Annotated in this window: 16 protein-coding genes and 2 tRNA genes; 16 read left to right on the top strand and 2 right to left on the bottom strand. The window is 44.2% G+C overall.

The window, feature by feature from the left end; genetic code table 11:
- Positions 1-153 precede the first annotated feature (153 nt).
- Entirely contained in the window at positions 154-1,158 is a 1,005-nt protein-coding gene (locus FTV25_RS07615; protein ID WP_180002754.1) for a sulfate ABC transporter substrate-binding protein, read from the bottom strand.
- 390 nt (positions 1,159-1,548) lie between these two features.
- Here FTV25_RS07615 and FTV25_RS07610 point away from each other — a divergent pair, with 390 nt between their 5' ends.
- The 6 genes from FTV25_RS07610 to FTV25_RS07585 all read left to right on the top strand — a co-directional run bounded on the left by FTV25_RS07610 (position 1,549) and on the right by FTV25_RS07585 (position 4,961).
- The gene (locus tag FTV25_RS07610; protein WP_159122701.1) at positions 1,549-1,854 is read left to right on the top strand and encodes a hypothetical protein; all 306 of its coding nucleotides are present in this window, start codon (positions 1,549-1,551) and stop codon (positions 1,852-1,854) included.
- Between the two features lie 139 nt (positions 1,855-1,993).
- Positions 1,994-3,502: a glutamate--tRNA ligase gene (gltX, locus tag FTV25_RS07605; protein WP_180002756.1), complete on the top strand. Its 1,509-nt coding sequence runs from the start codon at positions 1,994-1,996 to the stop codon at positions 3,500-3,502.
- A 57-nt stretch (positions 3,503-3,559) separates the two neighbouring features.
- Positions 3,560-3,635: transfer RNA gene (locus FTV25_RS07600), tRNA-Ala, on the top strand.
- A 36-nt stretch (positions 3,636-3,671) separates the two neighbouring features.
- Positions 3,672-3,747 (top strand) — tRNA-Glu (locus FTV25_RS07595).
- A 143-nt stretch (positions 3,748-3,890) separates the two neighbouring features.
- Positions 3,891-4,232, top strand: coding sequence for a hypothetical protein (locus FTV25_RS07590; protein WP_004787163.1), 342 nt, complete (start codon positions 3,891-3,893; stop codon positions 4,230-4,232).
- A gap of 318 nt (positions 4,233-4,550) precedes the next feature.
- Complete coding sequence (locus FTV25_RS07585; RefSeq protein ID WP_180002758.1) at positions 4,551-4,961, top strand: SEL1-like repeat protein; 411 nt, start codon at positions 4,551-4,553, stop codon at positions 4,959-4,961.
- A gap of 42 nt (positions 4,962-5,003) precedes the next feature.
- Here the strand turns inward: FTV25_RS07585 and ettA are convergent, their stop codons facing one another.
- On the bottom strand, positions 5,004-6,665 hold the full coding sequence (gene ettA, locus FTV25_RS07580) for an energy-dependent translational throttle protein EttA (RefSeq protein WP_005233568.1): 1,662 nt from the start codon (positions 6,663-6,665) through the stop codon (positions 5,004-5,006).
- 319 nt (positions 6,666-6,984) lie between these two features.
- Here ettA and FTV25_RS07575 point away from each other — a divergent pair, with 319 nt between their 5' ends.
- The 10 genes from FTV25_RS07575 to FTV25_RS07530 all read left to right on the top strand — a co-directional run bounded on the left by FTV25_RS07575 (position 6,985) and on the right by FTV25_RS07530 (position 19,643).
- Positions 6,985-8,262 carry an O-acetylhomoserine aminocarboxypropyltransferase/cysteine synthase family protein gene (locus tag FTV25_RS07575; RefSeq protein ID WP_180002760.1) on the top strand — a complete coding sequence of 426 codons (1,278 nt, stop codon included), beginning with the start codon at positions 6,985-6,987 and terminating at the stop codon, positions 8,260-8,262.
- A 296-nt stretch (positions 8,263-8,558) separates the two neighbouring features.
- Entirely contained in the window at positions 8,559-9,446 is an 888-nt protein-coding gene (locus tag FTV25_RS07570; RefSeq protein ID WP_166136366.1) for an SDR family NAD(P)-dependent oxidoreductase, read from the top strand.
- Positions 9,447-9,661: 215 nt separating this feature from the next.
- Positions 9,662-10,444, top strand: coding sequence for a bifunctional phosphoribosyl-AMP cyclohydrolase/phosphoribosyl-ATP diphosphatase HisIE (hisIE, locus tag FTV25_RS07565; protein WP_180002762.1), 783 nt, complete (start codon positions 9,662-9,664; stop codon positions 10,442-10,444).
- Positions 10,445-10,463: 19 nt separating this feature from the next.
- Positions 10,464-11,966, top strand: coding sequence for an AAA family ATPase (locus FTV25_RS07560; protein ID WP_180002764.1), 1,503 nt, complete (start codon positions 10,464-10,466; stop codon positions 11,964-11,966).
- 39 nt (positions 11,967-12,005) lie between these two features.
- A complete protein-coding gene (locus FTV25_RS07555; protein ID WP_180002766.1) occupies positions 12,006-13,400 on the top strand; it encodes an AAA family ATPase in 1,395 nt (464 codons plus the stop codon).
- A gap of 437 nt (positions 13,401-13,837) precedes the next feature.
- The gene (locus FTV25_RS07550) at positions 13,838-16,675 is read left to right on the top strand and encodes a monovalent cation/H+ antiporter subunit A (protein ID WP_180002768.1); all 2,838 of its coding nucleotides are present in this window, start codon (positions 13,838-13,840) and stop codon (positions 16,673-16,675) included.
- 4 nt (positions 16,676-16,679) lie between these two features.
- Positions 16,680-17,045, top strand: a complete 366-nt coding sequence (locus FTV25_RS07545; protein WP_180002770.1) for a Na+/H+ antiporter subunit C — start codon at positions 16,680-16,682, stop codon at positions 17,043-17,045.
- Positions 17,045-18,853, top strand: a complete 1,809-nt coding sequence (locus FTV25_RS07540; RefSeq protein WP_180002772.1) for a monovalent cation/H+ antiporter subunit D — start codon at positions 17,045-17,047, stop codon at positions 18,851-18,853. The genes FTV25_RS07545 and FTV25_RS07540 overlap by 1 nt, the downstream gene beginning before the upstream one ends.
- Complete coding sequence (locus tag FTV25_RS07535) at positions 18,853-19,371, top strand: Na+/H+ antiporter subunit E (protein WP_034169751.1); 519 nt, start codon at positions 18,853-18,855, stop codon at positions 19,369-19,371. The genes FTV25_RS07540 and FTV25_RS07535 overlap by 1 nt, the downstream gene beginning before the upstream one ends.
- Positions 19,368-19,643, top strand: a complete 276-nt coding sequence (locus FTV25_RS07530) for a monovalent cation/H+ antiporter subunit F (protein WP_004787192.1) — start codon at positions 19,368-19,370, stop codon at positions 19,641-19,643. Before FTV25_RS07535 ends, FTV25_RS07530 begins: the two co-directional genes overlap by 4 nt.
- Position 19,644 lies beyond the last annotated feature (1 nt).

Below are 19,644 nucleotides of genomic sequence, written 5' to 3'. Positions count from 1 at the left end.
ATATTTAGTTATTTTTTGTTTTAATTTCATGTTTTATATAATAAAAATATCTAGATTAAAGGCTTATTCTATTTTTATAGCATTTTATGCTTTAGATATAAAAAAAACGGATAATAAATTATCCGCTTTCTACTTATGGTTCAGTAATTAGAATTATTTACGGTTTTCCGCAGAGATTTGATCGTAGATGGCTCCATTCACAAAATGGGTTTTCTGCGCTTTTGCCCAGCCGCCAAAGACTTTATCAATAGTAAAAGTCTGGATTTTTGGGAATTGCGCCGCATATTTTGCTGCTGCTTTGGCATCACGTGGACGGAAGTAGTATTTCGCTGCCAGCTCCTGCCCTTTTGGTGAATATAAATAGTTTAAATAACCTTTAGCCAAATTGCGGTTGCCGTTTTTATCTACGGTCTTGTCGACAATCGCCACTGAAGGCTCAGCCAGAATAGAAATTGAAGGATAAACAATTTCATATTTATCTTTACCCAGACCTTGCGTAGCCAATAACGCTTCATTTTCCCAAGAGAGCAATACATCGCCGATTCCGCGTTCAGCAAAGGTCGTTAAGGAACCACGCGCACCTGAATCCAGTACTTTGACATTGGCATAGAGTTTTTTCACCAGTTCTTTGGCTTTGGCATCATTCCCACCCGGCTGTTTCAAGGCATAACCCCAAGCCGACAAATAAATCCAGCGCGGTGCACCCCCAGTTTTTGGGTTTGGCGTAATAATTTCAACGCCTGGTTTGGTTAGGTCATTCCAGTCTTTAATCTGTTTTGGATTGCCTTTACGAACCAGAAATACAATCGTAGAGGTATAAGGAGCCGAATTACTTGGGAACTCTTTCTGCCAGCCCTTTTCAATTAAGCCTGCATTGACAATTTCTTCGATGTCATTGGCCAGTGCCAAAGTGACTACATCGGCCTGCAAACCATCCACCACAGAGCGTGCCTGTTTGCCTGAACCGCCATGCGACTGTTTGAAATTGACCGCTTGCCCAGTTTTCTGTTTCCAAAACTTGCCAAACTCTTCGTTATATTCCTGATAGAATTCACGGGTCGGATCATAGGAAACATTGAGAAAGTCTTTAGCAGCATAGCCAGGAATGGCACTTCCGCCAAGTAATACTAAAATAGTAGAAGTTATTATCTTTTTCATGATGGGCACTCATTGCTAATTTACCCAGCACTATATAAACAAAAAAATTACTTAACAATCATGTGTTTATAATATTTTATCCAATCATATTCTATTTTTGATATATATGCTCACAATTCATTTCGGATACATTTTCCCCTAAAAATTTAATATCCTGCTACAATATAAGACAGTTCTTCACGATCTCTACACAGTTATCTGTTACAAATAGGCAACTTAAATGTGGAAATCCTGAGATTTAGTAATTTTCCACAGAGAAATATTAGTTTTTTGTAAAAAATGTGACTTGGTTCTACTTTTTCATATCTGAATGTGATTAGATTGTAGCCAGTATTATAACAACATTTTTAACAAAACAAGATTAACCAGAGCCAAGGAGGAAGTTTGGATATGAAATTTAAAATATTTACAGCTAGCATCCTAAGTCTTATCACGCTGTTCTCGATTCAACTTGGCCATGCCGTAGTTGTGAAAACAGAGCTACCTAAAGCCTCTGTAAGTGCAATTGAAGTGAAAACTTCACCAATTGAAAAAGCAATTCAGCAACATAAAGCTGATAAAAATGCTTTTCATACTGAGGATGAACTTAAAGCGCTAACTGCGTTCAAATCAAATCCGACTCAAAGCTTTTTTGCAGCTCAAAACTTGCGCTTTACCCGCTTTGTGCAAAGTATCTTTTCTCCGAGCAATTCATAAGACTTAGTTTTAGTTCTCCACATTCGTTATATTTTGCTCATCCTGAAAAGCCGCATCATTCAATGTTGAATAAAGCATTAAGTGATGTGGCTTTTTCGTTATAATAGCTGCAATTTTATATTTAAGATTAGATCCGGTTATGACTGTTCGTACTCGTATTGCACCTTCTCCTACTGGTTTCCCGCATGTGGGAACTGCCTATATTGCCCTGTTCAACCTGTGTTTTGCCAAACAGCACGGTGGTGAATTCATTCTTCGTATTGAAGATACGGATCAGCTGCGTTCTACTCCTGAATCTGAAAAAATGATTCTGGACTCACTACGCTGGTTAGGCCTGAACTGGTCAGAAGGCCCAGATGTCGGTGGTCCACATGCACCATACCGTCAGTCAGAACGGATGAGCATCTATAAAAAATACGCAGAAGAACTGGTAGATAAAGGTCATGCCTTCTACTGTTTCGCAACAGCGCAAGAACTGGATGAAATGCGTGCTGAACAGCAGGCGCGTGGCGAAACTCCACGCTACGATGGTCGCGGTCTAAAACTGTCTAAAGAAGAAGTGGCACGTCGTCTGGCAGCTAGTGAACCGCACGTGATCCGTATGAAAGTGCCGACTGAAGGGGTATGTACCTTTAATGACATGCTCCGTGGTGAAGTAGAAATTCCATGGGCGCAAGTCGACATGCAAATTCTACTGAAAACTGATGGTCTGCCAACTTACCATCTGGCAAACGTGGTTGATGACCACCTGATGCAAATTACGCATGTGATTCGTGGTGAAGAATGGATTCCATCTGCACCGAAACATCAGTTGCTGTACAAATACTTTGGTTGGGACATGCCAGTCCTGTGCCACATGCCTCTACTGCGTAACCCAGACAAATCAAAACTGTCTAAACGTAAGAATCCGACCTCAATTAACTACTACAAAGATATCGGCGTATTGCCAGAAGCATTGCTGAACTATCTAGGCCGTATGGGCTGGTCAATGCCAGATGAGCGTGAAAAATTCACTTTGGCTGAAATGATTGAACACTTTGACATTAACCGTGTCTCTCTGGGTGGCCCAATCTTTGATGTTGAGAAACTCAACTGGTTAAATGGCCAATGGATTAAAGCTCTCTCTCCTGCTGAACTGTTAGATACCTTACTGGCCTGGAAAGCAGACCGTGCCAAACTGGAAGAAATCGCTGCTGCAATTCAACCACGGATCAATCTGCTGTCTGAAGCAGTGAACTGGTCAGCGCATTATTTCAACCATTTCCCGACTTTGACTAAAGAACAGTTCGAAAGCAAAAAACTTTCTGAAGAACAAGTTCGTCAAAGCCTGCAATTTGCGATCTGGCGTCTGGAAAGTCTGTTCACCTGGAACAATGACACTGTTAGCCAAACGTTGATGGATCTGGCGAATCAGATGGGCATTAAATTACGTGACTTTATGCCAGCGTTCTTTATTGCGATTGCCGGTTCAACCGCTTCTACCCCAGTCATGCAGACCATGGTCACTATTGGTCCGGATCTAACTTTTGCCCGTCTGCGCCACGCGCTGGAAGTGGTCGGTGCTCCTAGCAAGAAAGAAGTAAAAGCTTGGGAAAAACTAAATGAGAGTCTGAAACTGCCGAAAAATGAAGCAGTTGATCAAGCTTAATTTATTTTTTAGTTGACGTCTAAGCGTTATATCCATAATATAGCGCTCACACAGACTGGGGTCATAGCTCAGTTGGTAGAGCGCTACAATGGCATTGTAGAGGTCAGGAGTTCGATCCTCCTTGACTCCACCAAATAAGTCTTGCTTTACCTGTGTATTTGCCTCATTTGTCCCTATCGTCTAGAGGCCTAGGACATCGCCCTTTCACGGCGGTAACCGGGGTTCGAATCCCCGTAGGGACGCCATATTCAAGATGGCAACATCTTAATAAAAAACCCAAGCATTGTGACTTGGGTTTTTTATTGTCTGTCTGTTTTATATTGGCGGTATTTCGGTTTTTGCGTATCTTCCGATAAAATAATCAGTAATTTAGAATTTTGGAGTAGTAATGCAATATCGTTGCCCTAAATGTCAAAGCCCAAAAATCATGCCCGTTGCTCAGCCAGGTCAACCGGCGGCGCGCCCAGTCGTGCCTAAAAGCCTGATCATGCTGGTGCCTGCCCTGTTTGTATTATTGCTGCTAGTCATCATTAGCATCGCGATGTGGATTTTTGGAGATGGTGCAGGTACGACTTTACAGACCGCTACTGTGATCGTGTTTATTATCTGTCTGATCGCAGGCTTCATGTTCTATAAAGATTTGCCTGATTTTAAAATTTCTATGCAGGCTTTCATGCAAAGCCAAAAGAAATGGAAATGCCGTGAATGCAATCATGAGTGGGAAATCTGATTTCTATACTTCACTCATTTTCAAAGCTAAAAATCTTGCATGCTTATGCAAGATTTTTTTTATTAGTAAAACTAAATTTTCTACCATCCAATATTAAAGTGTCGACTAGAGCAATAAATTCATATTTTTTCTAATTTACTTCACTTTTAAAATGAAGTTTTTTTATTTCTACTGCTTGTTTTTGCTCATTAAATACACAAAAATATCAACATGAGACTAAAAGCATGCAATTCATTACCATAATAAAACCGCTTTATATTGTAGTCTTTAGTGGATAGTTTAATTAATTGTTAATAATGGCAAAGTTGAGGAATAAAAATGCTTAAACTTAAAAAAGTCATACATTTTCTGTTTTCTCATGACGAGCCTACGGGTACAGAAGTGGAAAATTCTATTTCTGAAGCAGACACCTATTATCTGGAAGCTGTACAGTTTGAAAAGCTTTGCCATGTTTTAAAGCAACGCCAAGCTGAACATTTTCAAATTGCGCAGCTAGAGCAGCAAGAAAATTATCAACGCAATGCTTTCTGGAATTACTTAAGTGCAGCAACACGTGGTCACGCCGAAGCACAATATAGACTGGGTAAACACTTTCTTAAAGGTAGTCTGGGTTTAGATCAGAATTATTTTCATGCTGAAGAATGGCTGAATAAGGCTAAACAGCAAGGTCATTTAAAAGCTGCGCGGCTGTTATCAAATACTTATAGCCAAATGAGTGTCCAATATTAAATAAAAAACCAGCCCAAAGGCTGGTTTTTTTATGCGCTTTGATTAAGCACCAATTTTTCGGTATTTCTGACGCTTCGCTGCCAGATCATCGCCATATTTCTTACGGCGATACTCTTCAAACTCGGTATAGTTACCGGTGAAGAATTCTGGAGTCTCATCTTCAAATGACAAGATGTGAGTCGCAATACGGTCCAGGAACCAACGGTCATGCGATACCACCATCACACAGCCCGGGAAGACCAGAATTGCATCTTCTAACGCACGTAAAGTTTCTACGTCCAAGTCGTTTGATGGTTCATCGAGCAGGATTACGTTCGCACCTTGTTGCAGGATTTTCGCAAGTTGTAAACGGTTACGCTCACCACCTGACAATTCACCTACACGTTTTTGCTGATCTTGGCCTTTAAAGTTAAAGCGCCCAATATAAGCACGAGATGCAATTTCGTAATCGCCCACTTTCAGGATATCCAGACCGCCAGACACTTCTTCCCAAACGGTTTTATTGTCATCCAGGGTGTCACGAATCTGACCCACATAAGCAACTTTTACAGAATCACCCAAAGTCACTGTACCAGTATCGGGTTGCTGTTCGCCCGTCATCATACGGAACAATGTAGTTTTACCTGCACCGTTTGGACCTACGATACCGACAATCGCTGTTGGTGGTACTGTGAAAGACAAGTCTTTATACAGCAGTTTGTCACCAAACGATTTGCTAATCCCTTCAACTTCAACCACCTTGTTGCCCAGACGCGGACCAGGTGGAATATAGATTTCAGATGTTTCGTTACGTTGCTGGAATTCACGAGAGTTAAGCTCTTCGAAACGCTCCATACGTGCTTTGTTTTTCTTCTGCTGGCCTTTCGCATTTGAACGAACCCATTCAAGTTCTTTTTTCAATGCTTTAGCAAAAGATTCTTCCTGCTTGTTCTCTTGTTCTAAACGCGCATTTTTCTGTTCCAGCCAAGAAGAATAGTTACCTTGGTAAGGAATACCATGTCCACGGTCAAGCTCCAGAATCCACTCGGCCACGTTATCCAGGAAGTAACGGTCGTGCGTAATCGCCACGATAGTGCCCGGGAAGTCTTTCAGGAAGCGTTCCAGCCAAGATACAGATTCTGCATCCAAGTGGTTGGTTGGTTCGTCGAGAAGCAGCATGTCTGGTTTAGACAGCAGTAAACGGCACAATGCAACACGACGGCGTTCACCACCTGAAAGCATGGTTACATCTGCATCCCATGCAGGCAGATTTAATGCTGCTGCAGCCTGTTCCAGCTGGTTATTCAGGTTATGCGCATCCCAAGTCTGGATAATTGCTTCCAGTTTTTCCTGCTCTTTTGCTAGTGCATCGAAGTCTGCATCTGGATCTGCATAGTCTGCAAATACCTGATCAAGGCGCTCTAATGCATCAAGTGCTTCACGTACGCCGTCTTCAACGTTGCCACGAACGTCTTTGGTTGGATCAAGTGGTGGTTCTTGCTCGAGGTAACCAATTTTGATACCCGGTTGCGCACGTGCTTCACCAGAGAAATCTTTATCTACGCCCGCCATAATACGAAGCAAAGTAGATTTACCTGCACCGTTCAGACCAAGCACACCAATTTTTGCGCCTGGGAAAAATGATAAGGAGATATCCTTGAGGATTTCGCGCTTTGGCGGAACCATCTTGGACACTCGGTTCATCGTATAAATATATTGGGCCACGTAGGACTCCTCAATTGAAAAACCAAATGGGGGAAGAAACAAACTCCCCCTGCTCAATCATGAGCGAAAAAATAATCGGCTATTATACGCAGAAAGTCTTCAAAACATAAGCCATTCACGTGAAGTTAATGCCTTGTTACAAGTTTAATCCTGTTTATTTTTCAAACAGCATTTCTGACACCTAAACTTGCATTATTTTATTGATGCTATATCGTTAATTAAGATATTCATTTGAATAAATATGCACTTTTCTTCATATTTCAAGTGCTAATATTTGAGTAGTTTCATTACAGCTAAAAACACAAGAAGACCAACGATCATGACTCATAAAGCAGAAACTTTAGCGATTCACGCAGGCTATAGCCCGGAACCTACTACTAAAGCTGTGGCAGTGCCAATTTATCAAACCACCTCATATGCCTTTGACAATACTCAGCACGGTGCCGATCTGTTTGACCTGAAAGTTCAGGGCAATATTTATACCCGCATTATGAACCCTACCACAGCAGTGCTAGAACAACGTATTGCAGCTCTGGAAGGCGGGATTGGTGCGCTGGCATTGGCTTCGGGTATGGCTGCGATTACCTATGCGATTCAGACCATTGCTGAAGCGGGTGACAATATTGCTTCGGTGTCCACTTTATATGGTGGCACCTATAACCTGTTTGCGCATACGCTGCCTAAACAAGGAATCGAAGTTCGCTTCTTTGATTATCAAGACCCGGAAGCATTACGTGGCCTAATTGATGACAAGACCAAACTGGTTTTTGTGGAATCAATTGGTAACCCGCTGGGTAATATTATTGACCTCGAAGCGATTTCCAAAATTGCCCATGAATATGGCGTACCAGTCATCGTCGACAATACTGTAGCGACACCAGTCCTACAGAAATCTTTTGATTTCGGTGCCGACATCGTGGTGCATTCACTGACCAAATATATTGGTGGTCATGGGAATTCGATTGGCGGCATTATCGTGGATAGCGGTAAATTCCCATGGGGTCAACATGCCGAGCGTTTCCCTGCTCTGAATACACCTGATCCGAGTTATCACGGTGTTAATTATGTTGAAGCTTTAGGTGAAGCGGCGTATATCGCGCGTGCTCGTGTCGTACCTCTGCGTAATACCGGGGCAGCGATCAGCCCGCAAAATGTATTTTTAATTCTGCAAGGCTTGGAAACTTTGAGCCTGCGTATGGAACGTCATACCGAAAATGCGCTGAAGGTTGCAGAATATTTGCAACAACATCCAAAAGTAAAATGGGTCAATTATGCCGGTCTGAAAGATCACCCGCAGCATGCTTTGGCACAAAAATATGTGAAAGGTAAACCGTCTGCCATTCTGACTTTTGGTGTAGAAGGTGGTCGTGAAGGCGGTGCCCGTTTTATCGATGCCCTGCAACTGTTCACCCGTCTGGTCAATATTGGGGATGTCAAGAGTCTCGCCTGTCATCCTGCAACAACCACCCACCGCCAGCTCAATCCTGAAGAGCTTAAATCAGCAGGTGTGAGTGAAGATATGGTTCGCTTATCGATCGGAATTGAACATATTGATGATCTGATTGCGGATCTGGAACAGTCTCTTGCAGCAGTTTAAGCGCCATTTTAAAGCAAAAAACTCCAGCAAAAATGCTGGAGTTTTTTTATTTATTTTTTTGAATACAATCACTTGCTTTGTGATTGATTTTCATGATAAAAATCAATTGAAACGGCGAACACAAATAGAGCAATTACTCTAATTTTTATTTTATTTTCAATAGTTTAATGTATAGATTTTCTTAAATAATTAGTTATCATATTAGTACTCATCTTCGCTCTTATCTCTGTTAGAGCCATCTTTGATTTTTTAATAAAAATAATTTGAACGCAGTCTTCAAATTAGGGATAACAAACGTGAAAACTAGACTACAGAAACAATTGGAAAAACGTATTGCAGGTAAAACTGTTCTCATTACAGGCGCATCCAGTGGTATAGGTTTAACGACGGCACATCAGCTGGCAGATGCTGGCGCACATGTTTTACTGGTCGCGCGTACCAAAGACACCCTAGAACAAGTAAAAAAAGAAATTGAATCCAAAGGCGGTAAAGCTTCAGTATTTCCATGTGATCTCAACAATATGGAATCCATTGATGAAGTGTCCAAACAGATTATTGCTTCAGTCGACCATATCGATATCCTGATTAACAATGCGGGCCGCTCGATTCGCCGTGCGGTGCATGAATCAGTAGATCGTTTTCATGATTTTGAACGTACCATGCAGCTAAATTATTTTGGCGCTGTGCGCCTGGTGATGAATATCCTGCCGCAAATGATGATTCGTCGTGCAGGTCATATCATCAATATCAGCTCGATTGGGGTATTGGCGAATGCCACCCGCTTCTCGGCTTATGTCGCATCTAAAGCCGCACTGGATGCTTTCAGCCGCTGTCTGTCTGCAGAAGTCCATTCACATAAAATTGCGATCACTTCGATTTATATGCCTTTGGTTCGTACGCCAATGATTGCACCGACCAAGATCTATAAATATGTGCCTACCCTGTCTCCGGAACAGGCAGCCGAACTAATTGCTTATGCGATTGTGAAACGTCCGAAGAAAGTCGCAACCAATTTGGGACGTCTGGCTTCGATTACCTATGCGATTGCACCAGACATCAACAATGTCCTGATGTCGATCGGTTATAACCTGTTCCCAAGCTCTTCAGCATCAGTGGGTCAACCGCAAAAACTGAACTGGGTACAAAAGGCCTATGCACGGATCTTCCCGGGCGAGCACTGGTAATTTCTTCAAGAATATTTCGGCCGCCTAAGGGCGGCTATTTTATTTCTGCACTTTAGAGATTCAACCGCTCAGGTTTATAATTTGAATGTGCCTAACGACACATCCTGTCTTTTCAGGTACAGATTTTTGCCGCAAATGCGACGAGATCACGTACACTATGGACGGATATTTCCTATCCATCTTTTTATATTCTGATTCAATTAATGGAAACCCTTATGAACAACGTGCAATGGCTCGATGAAGTAAAATTTAACGAACAAGGTCTGATCCCTGCCATTGCCCAGCACCATCAAACTGGTCGTGTATTGATGGTCGCCTGGATGAACCGCGAAGCGCTGACTTTAACTGCTGAAAAAAATCAGGCGGTATATTTCTCCCGTTCGCGCAACAAGTTATGGCATAAGGGCGAAGAATCTGGTCATTTCCAGACTGTGCATGAAATCCGTCTGGACTGTGATGCTGACGTGATTATTTTACAGATTGAACAGCATGGTGGTATTGCCTGCCATACTGGTCGTGAATCATGTTTCTACCGTAAACTGACACCAAATGGCTGGGAAATTGTGGATGCACAAATCAAAGATCCTGCTGCGATTTACGGTGAAAAATCAACAAATCCGCATACGCTTGCCATGAATGCCTCAACCGCTCAGTCTGAACAGGTTGAAGTATTGTCATACTTGGGCGAGATGATGGCAGAGCGTAAGAAAGCTGATCTGGAATCTTCTTATGTGGCCAAGCTGTACCATAAAGGCCTCAACAAGATTCTGGAAAAAGTCGGTGAAGAAAGCTTTGAGACCGTGATCGCGGCTAAAGATTTCAAAACTGAAGCCTCTGAAGACAACAAGAATGACCTGATCTATGAAGTGGCTGATCTATGGTTCCATACCATTGTGATGCTCGGTTACTTCGACCTGGATCCGCAACTGGTCCTGAATGAACTGGCACGCCGTCAGGGTCTATCCGGTCTGGTTGAAAAAGCCAATCGCCAACATTAAATCGTGAATGAATCTACCTGTGTCTGATCTGCAAAAACCCAAAGCGACCTATGAGCAGGCAACTGCTATTGATAACGCACGCCTGGGAAAATCTTTTAAAGTCATTGCCTATGCGGGTACAGGTAAAACCACGACCCTGCAAATGATCAGTGATGCCATGCCGGAACGGCGCGGCATGTATCTGGCGTTTAATAAATCCATTGCCTCAGAAGCACAAAACAAGTTTCATCGTGGTGTCGACTGTCGTACTTTCCACTCCCTGGCTTTTCGCAGTGTTCCACGTGGAGTCACGGATAAACTACGCCTACCGCGTTTAAGTCCAAGCTTTATTGCCAAAGAATATCGCCTTGAACCGATGACCTTGCGCCGGATGATGGGCGGACGTTATGAAAAATATGTACTGATGCCTTCGCGTCTGGCCAGTCTGGTCGCGAATGCAGTTGGCTATTTCTGCTCAACCAGTTCGCAGTACCCTGCCCCGCGACATATTCAGGCACCGAGCTGGCTGCATCCAGATGATATTGAAGCACTACAAAAGAAACTCTATCCAGCAGTTGAACGGCGTTGGTTAGAGTCAATTGATCCCAATCATCAGGCCGGGATTGGGCATGATATTTACCTGAAACTTTGGGCATTGTCTGAGCCCAATATTCCTGCCGACTATGTGCTGTTTGATGAAGCACAGGATGCCGACCCACTGATGCTGGGAATTTTGCTGAAACAGCGTAGCACTCAGGTCATCTATGTCGGTGATGCACATCAGCAGATTTATGCCTGGCGTGGCGCAGTGAATGCCATGCAGCAGCTGCCGCTACCCGAATCTCGTCTGACCACTTCATTCCGTTTTGGGCCTGAAATTGCACTGAATGCCAATGCGATTTTAGGAGCATTGAATGAAACCGTGCCCCTACTCGGTAATCCGCATTTACATTCTAAAGTGGTCAATAAACCACATACCAAATTGCGCGATGCGATTCTATGCCGGACCAATGCGCGTGCTATGGAACTGTTACTCGCCGGCTTAGTACGTGGCGATAAAGTCAGCCTTCAAGCGGATCATGTCAAATTAAACCGTTTTGTTGATGCCGCTGCGATGCTGAAACAGGGCAAACGTGTGGTTGATGTACCTGAACTGGCCTGGTTTAATTCCTGGCATGATGTACACGAATACTGTGAGACCAATGAAGGCAGTGATATCAAGCCTTTAGTCAAACTGGTCGATGAACATGGTACTGATCCCCTGAAAACTGCTCTCGCCAAAATCACGCCGATTGGGCAAGCGGACTACATCATCTCTACCGCGCATAAGGCCAAAGGTCTGGAATGGGATCGTGTGCATATTGAAGATGACTACCAGTTCAAGCTGAATGAGAAAGACCATAAAATTAGTGACGAAGAGTTACGTCTGCTTTACGTGGCCTGTACTCGTGCTAAAGTAAGCTTAAATATTCATCACATTTATGACCTCATTCAACAACTGAAAATCAGGATGCCACAGTCACTGCGCCAAGCCGTCGGCTAAGGTAAAACATAGATGTAAAAATCACGCTACAGGTGATCCATGCACATCGAAAAAATACAACTCAAACATGCTCTGCACTTTTCCAATATCCAGCTCGATTTTGATCTGCAAAAATCACCTGTGACTTTAATTCTGGGTGATCAAGGTTCGGGTAAAACCACCTTGCTGCGCTTGAGTTATCAGGCTTTGACCTGGTTTTCTGCACGTTTTCGCGACTTGCGTACCGCAGGTTTAAGTATGCTAGATCAGGATATCCTGCAAAATCGTCTGCAATCCAAAATTGATATCCAGGTGTGTTTTCCTGATGATTTGGGATCATTACCTGAATCAGCACAGGGAGAAGCGACCTCTGTCCAATCCTGTTCCTGGCAGTTATATAAAACCTTAAATAGTCAGGGCATTGGCTTTGCCAAAGCGGAAACCCAGCAACTCGATGCCATGGTGAATCTCTATCAAAAGGCAAGGCAACATGACCCTTTGCTCGGTCTACCTATGATCGCCTACTATCCGGCTGAACGTTTCGTCAATGAAATCAATTTACTCAGCAAAAATAATCAGGCCATTTTTCAGACTGCGCATGCCTATGAAATTACCGCCATTCCCTTTACGACTTTTGCACGTTTCTTTGAATGGTTTCGTGAAGTTAGTGATATTGAAAATGCACAAAGTGCCAAGATCATTGACCAGATTCTAGATCAGGCGCTACAGCAATCGGATGATATACAGGCAGATCAGCTGGCCCAGCAAATTGAAAAAGCCAAAGCGCATATGCATACGCCAAGCCTGACTGCCTTGCGTAAGGCTTTATCCATTGTGCTGCCGGAACTTAGCCAGATTTATCTCGATTACCAGCCCAAGCTGCAATTCATGGTGCGTTATCAGGATCACACCTTTAGCTTTCAGCAGTTGTCGAGCAGTATCCGAAACTGGATTGCACTGGTGGGAGATGTTGTACGGCGCCTTTGTCTGCTTAATCCGCACAGTTTATTTCCCTGTCAGGAAGGTACTGGCATTTTGCTGATTGATGAAATTGACCATCAATTGGACCAGGACATGGCTGCCGTCATTTTACCGCGTCTGCATCAGGCATTTCCTAACTTGCAGATTACTGTGACTGGAAACCGGCCGGAATTGCTGGAACAGGCTCAGGATTTTCAGTGTCTAAAATTGGAAAATAAACAATTGCATCCCATCCATCTGAATCCAATGCAGGTTCAGTATGATCATCTCTATGCAGAGTTGCCACTTGAGATTAGCCAGAATCATTCAGATATAGAAAAAGTTGAAGATGCACTTCAGGAACCAGAAACAGTCAACCTGACGGCTCAGTCTGTTCTGCAACTGATTCAGGATCAGTTAAGCACAGAACAGCAGCAAGAACTTTTACAACTGTTGAGTCAGGATAATTCACAAAGCCTGCCTCAATCTTCTTAAATAGTGCTGAAACGATAATGCAATTTAAAAATTAAAATCAGGATGCAAGAATAGGTTTTGATTTTCTGCATTCCTGATCAAGAAGTTATAAATTTTTATCAATAAATGCAGGGAGTTTGATCTTTATTTTCGGTCAAATTTGTACGAGATGTTCAAGCATGCACCCCATATCAAAACCAAGCTTACGTATAATCTACAAGTTCTACATAAAAACATTGATGTTGTGGTTATCCTGTAATATGATCGGTTTTACTTGCAATTTTCGTTGTAAAATCGGAATTTGCTATCGTTTATAAGTTGCGCAATACAACTGTTTTATTCTGTTTGAATATCATTCTGGCTTTCAAGATCGAGAAGTTTTGGGTCGCTCTTTGCGGTCCTGTAATCCTTGAAAGATAAAGATTCACCCTAGGTTGACCTTAACCTATATCACGACAATGGATACGAGTGTGCTGCCAATTATTATATTGTTACCGTTAGTATTAGGCACAACCCTTGTCTCGTGGCTGAAGCAATTTTCACGCGGGGTAACGGCTTTAGGAGCAATTGCCGTCAGCCTCAGCAGTTTCTTATTACTGTTGAGTCAGGCGCCTGCTGTATTTAATGGAACGGTAATTACCCAGACCTGGTCCTGGCTACCCCAGCTTGGAATCGATTTCAGTTTCCGGCTGGATGCTTTGGGCATGCTGTTTGCTCTGCTGATTAGTGGTATTGGCACCCTGATTTATATCTATGCCTATTACTATCTCAGCCCTAAAAACTCCCTGAGTAAACTGTATTTCCTGCTGATGCTGTTTATGGCAGCGATGCTCGGCATTTCATTGTCTAATAATCTTCTGATTCTCCTGATCTTTTGGGAACTCACCAGTATTTCTTCCTTTCTGCTGGTTGGTTACTGGAGCAATTACGAAGCGGCCCAACGCGGCTCACGCATGGCTCTAACCATTACCGGGATGGGCGGCTTATCTATGCTGGGTGGCTTTATTCTGCTCGGACAGATGACGGGTACCTATCAGATTGACCAGATTCTGATGATGGGCGAACAGATTCAGGCGCATGCCCTATTTGTACCGACATTATTATTAATTTTACTCGGTGCTTTTACCAAAAGTGCGCAGTTCCCGTTTCACTTCTGGTTACCAAATGCCATGGCAGCACCGACGCCGGTGTCTGCCTATCTGCACTCTGCCACCATGGTCAAAGCGGGCCTGTTTTTAGTCGCACGTTTATTGCCGATTTTTGCAGGCGCGGCACTGTTCCATAATATTGTTACTTTTATCGGGTTATTTACCCTGTGTGTGGCAGCGTTCTTTGCCATCTTTAAAGAAGATCTGAAAGGTCTGCTGGCCTATTCAACTATTAGCCACTTGGGCCTGATCATGTGTTTGCTGGGTATTGGCTCACCACTGGCTGTGGCAGCAGCAATTTTCCATATCATTAACCATGCAACCTTTAAAGCTGCCTTGTTCATGATTGCCGGGATCATTGACCATGAATCCGGTACTCGTGATCTGCGAAAATTGTCTGGTCTTTGGCAAATGCTGCCTTTTACCGCAACACTGACTATGATCACCGCCGCCTCCATGGCTGGTATTCCATTAACCAATGGTTTCTTGTCCAAGGAAATGTTCTTTACCGAACTGGTCGCAAACTTAAGTGGCCCAGTCATGGTCGGTGCTGCTATTGCAGGAACACTAGCCGGGATTTTCGCTGTCGCCTATTCGATTCGCCTGGTACATGGCGTGTTTTTTGATGGTCCGTTAGGCCAGCAAGTCCCAAATAAAGATGCGCATGAGCCGCCATTTGGTATGCGTGCACCGGCTATCTTACTGGCTTTTCTGTGTATTGCAGTTGGTCTGTTACCAGGATTGCTGGTCGAAAAGATTGTAAATAGCACCACACAAGCGTCAACCCAGAATTTCGCCTTTGAAGGAACTCACCTCGCCCTCTGGCACGGTATTAATCTACCTCTGGTGATGAGTATTATTGCGATATTCGGCGGTGCAATTTTCTATTTTGCACTGGCCAAAGGCGGTGCGATCCGGGAAATTGATCTGGATCCAAAACTGGGCAAACTGCAAGGCCGTGTATTGTTTGATCTGTTCCTAAAAAATCTGTTAATAAATTCAAGACGTTTCCGCCGTGCGACTGAAAATGGCAAACTGCAAAGTTATATTTTGTGGATTGTACTGTTTACGATTGGTCTGGTGGGTTATCCACTCGTCGTCAATGGGATCGACACCGGTAGCCGTGAACTCACCCATGCACCAGTGCTTGCCATTGTACTGTGGTTATTGCTGTTCTCGGCCTGCTGGATGATGCTGTGGTTCCATCATGAACGGATTAAAGCCATCCTGATCAGCGGTGCGGTCGGTCTGGTCGTCACCATGGTTTTCATTGGTTTCTCGGCACCCGATCTGGCTTTGACCCAGATTACAGTCGATGTAGTAACGACGGTTCTGCTACTAATGAGCCTGTCACTCCTGCCACAACTCACACCTTATGAATCCAGCCCGACCCGACGCTGGCGAGATGCAGTGATTGCGGTCTGCGGGGGTCTAGGAATTGCAACGGTTGCTTGGCTGGTTATGACGCGCGACCATAATTCAATTTCCTGGTTCTTCATCCAACAATCGATTCCGCTTGGTGGCGGTACAAACGTCGTCAACGTAATTCTGGTCGATTTCCGTGGTTTCGATACCTTTGGCGAGATTACCGTACTCGGGATTGCCGCAATCGGTGTACTGAGTCTAATGGACGGTATGCGTGCTCATGGCACCACTATTACCCAAGGCCTGACTTACCGTTTTAACCCCTCCCCTTTGATGCTACGAATTACTGCATCATGGATTTTACCGGTAGCACTGGTGGTAAGTCTGTATATCTTTATGCGCGGCCATAATCTTCCAGGTGGCGGTTTTATTGCCGGTCTGGTCACCTCATTGGCCTTGATCATTCAATACGTTGCCATTGGTCAGGATCATGCAGAAAAAATGCTGGGAGCTAAATCTGGACGTCTCTATGAAATCTGGATTGGCATCGGCCTGACTATTGCAGGCCTAACCGGTATCGCAGCCTGGTTCTGGTCACGTCCTTTCCTGACCAGTGCCCATATTCATGTTCATCCACCATTACTTGGCGATATGCATTTGGCTTCTGCCGCGCTATTTGATGTCGGTGTCTATGTCACCGTAGTCGGTGCGACCATGCTGATGATTTCCGTTCTGGGTGACTCCCGTCACTCCAGTATGACTGGCCCAGTACCAAGAGGATAATAGAATGATTAGTTTAGAACTTTTATTAGCCTCAGCAATTGGCCTACTCACTGCCACCGGGATCTATCTGATTCTGCGGGCACGTACCTTTCCGGTGGTCCTCGGACTGGCCATGATTGGTTATGCAGTGAACCTGTTTTTATTTGCCATGGGCCGTATTCAGATGAATTCACCTGCAGTACTCACCGAAGCCACGCAGGTCACCGATCCTTTACCTCAGGCCTTGGTTTTAACCGCAATTGTAATCGGTTTTGCCACCACCGCCTTTATTGTACAGCTGGCCTTACGTAGCCGTTATGAATCAGGAACAGATCACGTTGATTCCAAAGAAGATATACCACAACATGACCCACGTGAGGATGAGCCATAATGACTGATCTTCTCAACTTCTTGAATCAACACACCCCTATTTTCAGTATTCTTTTACCGGCTTTTACTGCCTTTATTTTAGTACTATTAGGTAACCCAGGTTCCGGCTCTCTGATTACCGACTGGCGTCAGCCGTGGCGTCGTGGCGTGAGTCATATTTCGACCCTATTGGGTCTGATTATGGCGATTGGCTATCTGATCAATAGCAGCCAAGGACAGATCAGTGTCTACACTTTAAGTGAATGGGCTGCCCCTTTTGGTATTGTGCTGGTCCTGGACCAACTATCTGCCTTGATGCTGGTATTGACCTATACACTCGCTTTGCCCATCGTTTGGTATGCCAGCAAAGAATGGGATATTCGCGGGCGTTATTTCCATGCCATGGTCCATTTTCTATTAATGGGGCTTAGTGGTGCCTTCCTGACCGGTGACTTGTTTAACCTGTTCGTGTTCTTCGAGATCCTGTTAATGGCATCCTATGTCCTACTTTTGCATGGGCAAGGCAAGGCACGCTTTCAGCTCGGTGTGCATTATGTGGCTATTAACCTGCTTGCTTCTGCCATGTTCCTGATCGGACTCGGGATGATTTATGGCAGTGTCGGCAGCCTGAATATGGCTGATGTTGCTCGTCTGATGCCAACTTTGGCAGGCGATGAACATAAGCTGGCCGTTGCAGGCGGATTGATGCTATTTGTGGTGTTCGGGATCAAGGCAGCCATGTTACCGGTAGGCCTGTGGCTTCCTAAAACGTATGCTGTTGCCACTACTCCAGTGGCTGCCCTGTTTACCATCATGACCAAAGTCGGGATCTACGCGATTATCCGCGTCAATGGCACCGTATTTGATGATGAATACAGCCATCAGATCCTGATGAACTGTCTGCTGGCCATTGGTGTGATTACATCACTCTATGGTGCATTCGGTGCCATTGGGACTGAACGTCTACGCCGTTTTGTCGGCTTTATGATCCTGTCTTCAGTCGGCACCATTCTGATTGCGATTGCCATGAACAGTACCCAAGCCTGGGCAGGTGCCTTGTACTATATGGTGCACAGTACCCTGATTGGCGCAGCGTTTTATATCCTGTGTGGCTGGATTACTTCACAACGCGGTGAATTTAAAGATCACTTTAAAATTGCCCCACAGATGAAACAGAATAAGCTGGTTTCTATTGTGTATTTCATCATTGCCTTGATGATGGCCGGCTTGCCACCTTTCAGTGGCTTCTTCGGTAAAGTGTTTATCCTGCAAGCTTCAGGACAGTCTGAGCATCAAATGCTGATTATCTTTACGGTTCTACTGGTCAGCTTACTGAGTATTCTAGCTTTTACCCGGGTCGGTTTTATTCTGTTCTGGCGTTCAAGCCGACCGGAACAGGATGAAAATTCTGAAGAATTTAGCAAGTATGAAGCCTTACCAAGCAAGGCACCAGCAAGAAATGACAGGGTTATTTATCTGTTATTGCTCAGTCTGACAGCCTACGTGGTTTTTGCTGCACCGATTTATCAATATAATTATCAGACCGCAGCACAGATTAAAACCAATCCGATTTATGAAGCAGCACTGTTAAAACGTGATGCTGAAGGCAAGTTCATCAGTGTTCAGCCATTTGATCCGGGTTATTTACCAGAAACCAAATACGGTGGTGAAACGCCTGATCCAAATGCGCACCTGATTCCTTATGTCATTTCAGAAAATACCTTAAATGGCGATCATATTTCTGAATTTAAACAGCGTCAGATTGATAAGCAGTATATTGAACAGAACAAATACGACGACAATCAACTTAAACCGGCGGAGGGACTTTAATGGCTGAATCATTACTTCAACGCTGGTTCCCACATCCTTTCGTTTCGGTCATTGTGGCGATGAGCTGGATCATGCTGGCCCATAATATGGAAGCCGGCACACTCCTTATGTCAATATTTCTGGCGATCTTGATTCCGAGAATGGTCGCCCCTTTTATTGATTACACACCGAATATCCGGTGGGTGCCAGCGATGCGCCTGTTTTGGGTCGTTGTTTGGGACATCATTGTCGCTAATATTAAAGTCGCGATTTTAGTACTGGGACCGACCAAAAATCTGCATCCCAAATGGTTTCGTGTTCCTCTGGATACCGAACATGAAGAAGTGAATACGTTGCTGGCAATGATTATTACCACGACACCAGGTACAGTCTCTGCGGGGATTGATCAGGACCGGGGCGATATTCTGGTCCATGCCTTAAGCACGGATGATGAAGAGGCTGAAATTGAAACCATCAAACAGCGCTATGAACAACCTTTGATTAAAATTTTTAGCGCACAATCAGGAGCTGAAGCATGACCATTCTGCCATATGCATTGCTGATTTGTCTGGGTGCTGTCACGATCTCCATGTTGTTGTGTCTGATCCGGCTGGTTATGGGCCCATCAATCGTCGACCGTTTGCTGGCACTGGACACCCTATTTTTAAATGCAACCTGTCTGGTGGTGATTCTGGGAATCTACTGGAGCAGCACTTTCATGTTTGAAGGTGCCCTACTGGTGGCCATGCTGGGCTTTGTTTCTACCGCTGCCCTTGCCCGCTATTTCACCACTGGACATGTCATCGACTAGG

This window comes from Acinetobacter sp. YH12249 (genome assembly GCF_013417475.1).
Classification (GTDB): Bacteria; Pseudomonadota; Gammaproteobacteria; order Pseudomonadales; family Moraxellaceae; genus Acinetobacter.
The sequence above is the reverse complement of the archived record's forward strand: the minus strand, read 5'-3'. Positions and strand labels throughout refer to the sequence as shown.

Coding starts and splice junctions, on each gene's coding strand:
- FTV25_RS07610 (WP_159122701.1), top strand. CDS start 1,549: ATGAAATTTAAAATATTTACAGCTAGCATCCTAAGTCTTATCACGCTG.
- FTV25_RS07535 (WP_034169751.1), top strand. CDS start 18,853: ATGGCTGAATCATTACTTCAACGCTGGTTCCCACATCCTTTCGTTTCG.
- FTV25_RS07530 (WP_004787192.1), top strand. CDS start 19,368: ATGACCATTCTGCCATATGCATTGCTGATTTGTCTGGGTGCTGTCACG.
- FTV25_RS07540 (WP_180002772.1), top strand. CDS start 17,045: ATGACTGATCTTCTCAACTTCTTGAATCAACACACCCCTATTTTCAGT.
- FTV25_RS07590 (WP_004787163.1), top strand. CDS start 3,891: ATGCAATATCGTTGCCCTAAATGTCAAAGCCCAAAAATCATGCCCGTT.
- FTV25_RS07575 (WP_180002760.1), top strand. CDS start 6,985: ATGACTCATAAAGCAGAAACTTTAGCGATTCACGCAGGCTATAGCCCG.
- FTV25_RS07550 (WP_180002768.1), top strand. CDS start 13,838: ATGGATACGAGTGTGCTGCCAATTATTATATTGTTACCGTTAGTATTA.
- FTV25_RS07545 (WP_180002770.1), top strand. CDS start 16,680: ATGATTAGTTTAGAACTTTTATTAGCCTCAGCAATTGGCCTACTCACT.
- gltX (WP_180002756.1), top strand. CDS start 1,994: ATGACTGTTCGTACTCGTATTGCACCTTCTCCTACTGGTTTCCCGCAT.
- FTV25_RS07555 (WP_180002766.1), top strand. CDS start 12,006: ATGCACATCGAAAAAATACAACTCAAACATGCTCTGCACTTTTCCAAT.
- FTV25_RS07615 (WP_180002754.1), bottom strand. CDS start 1,158: ATGAAAAAGATAATAACTTCTACTATTTTAGTATTACTTGGCGGAAGT.
- FTV25_RS07585 (WP_180002758.1), top strand. CDS start 4,551: ATGCTTAAACTTAAAAAAGTCATACATTTTCTGTTTTCTCATGACGAG.
- hisIE (WP_180002762.1), top strand. CDS start 9,662: ATGAACAACGTGCAATGGCTCGATGAAGTAAAATTTAACGAACAAGGT.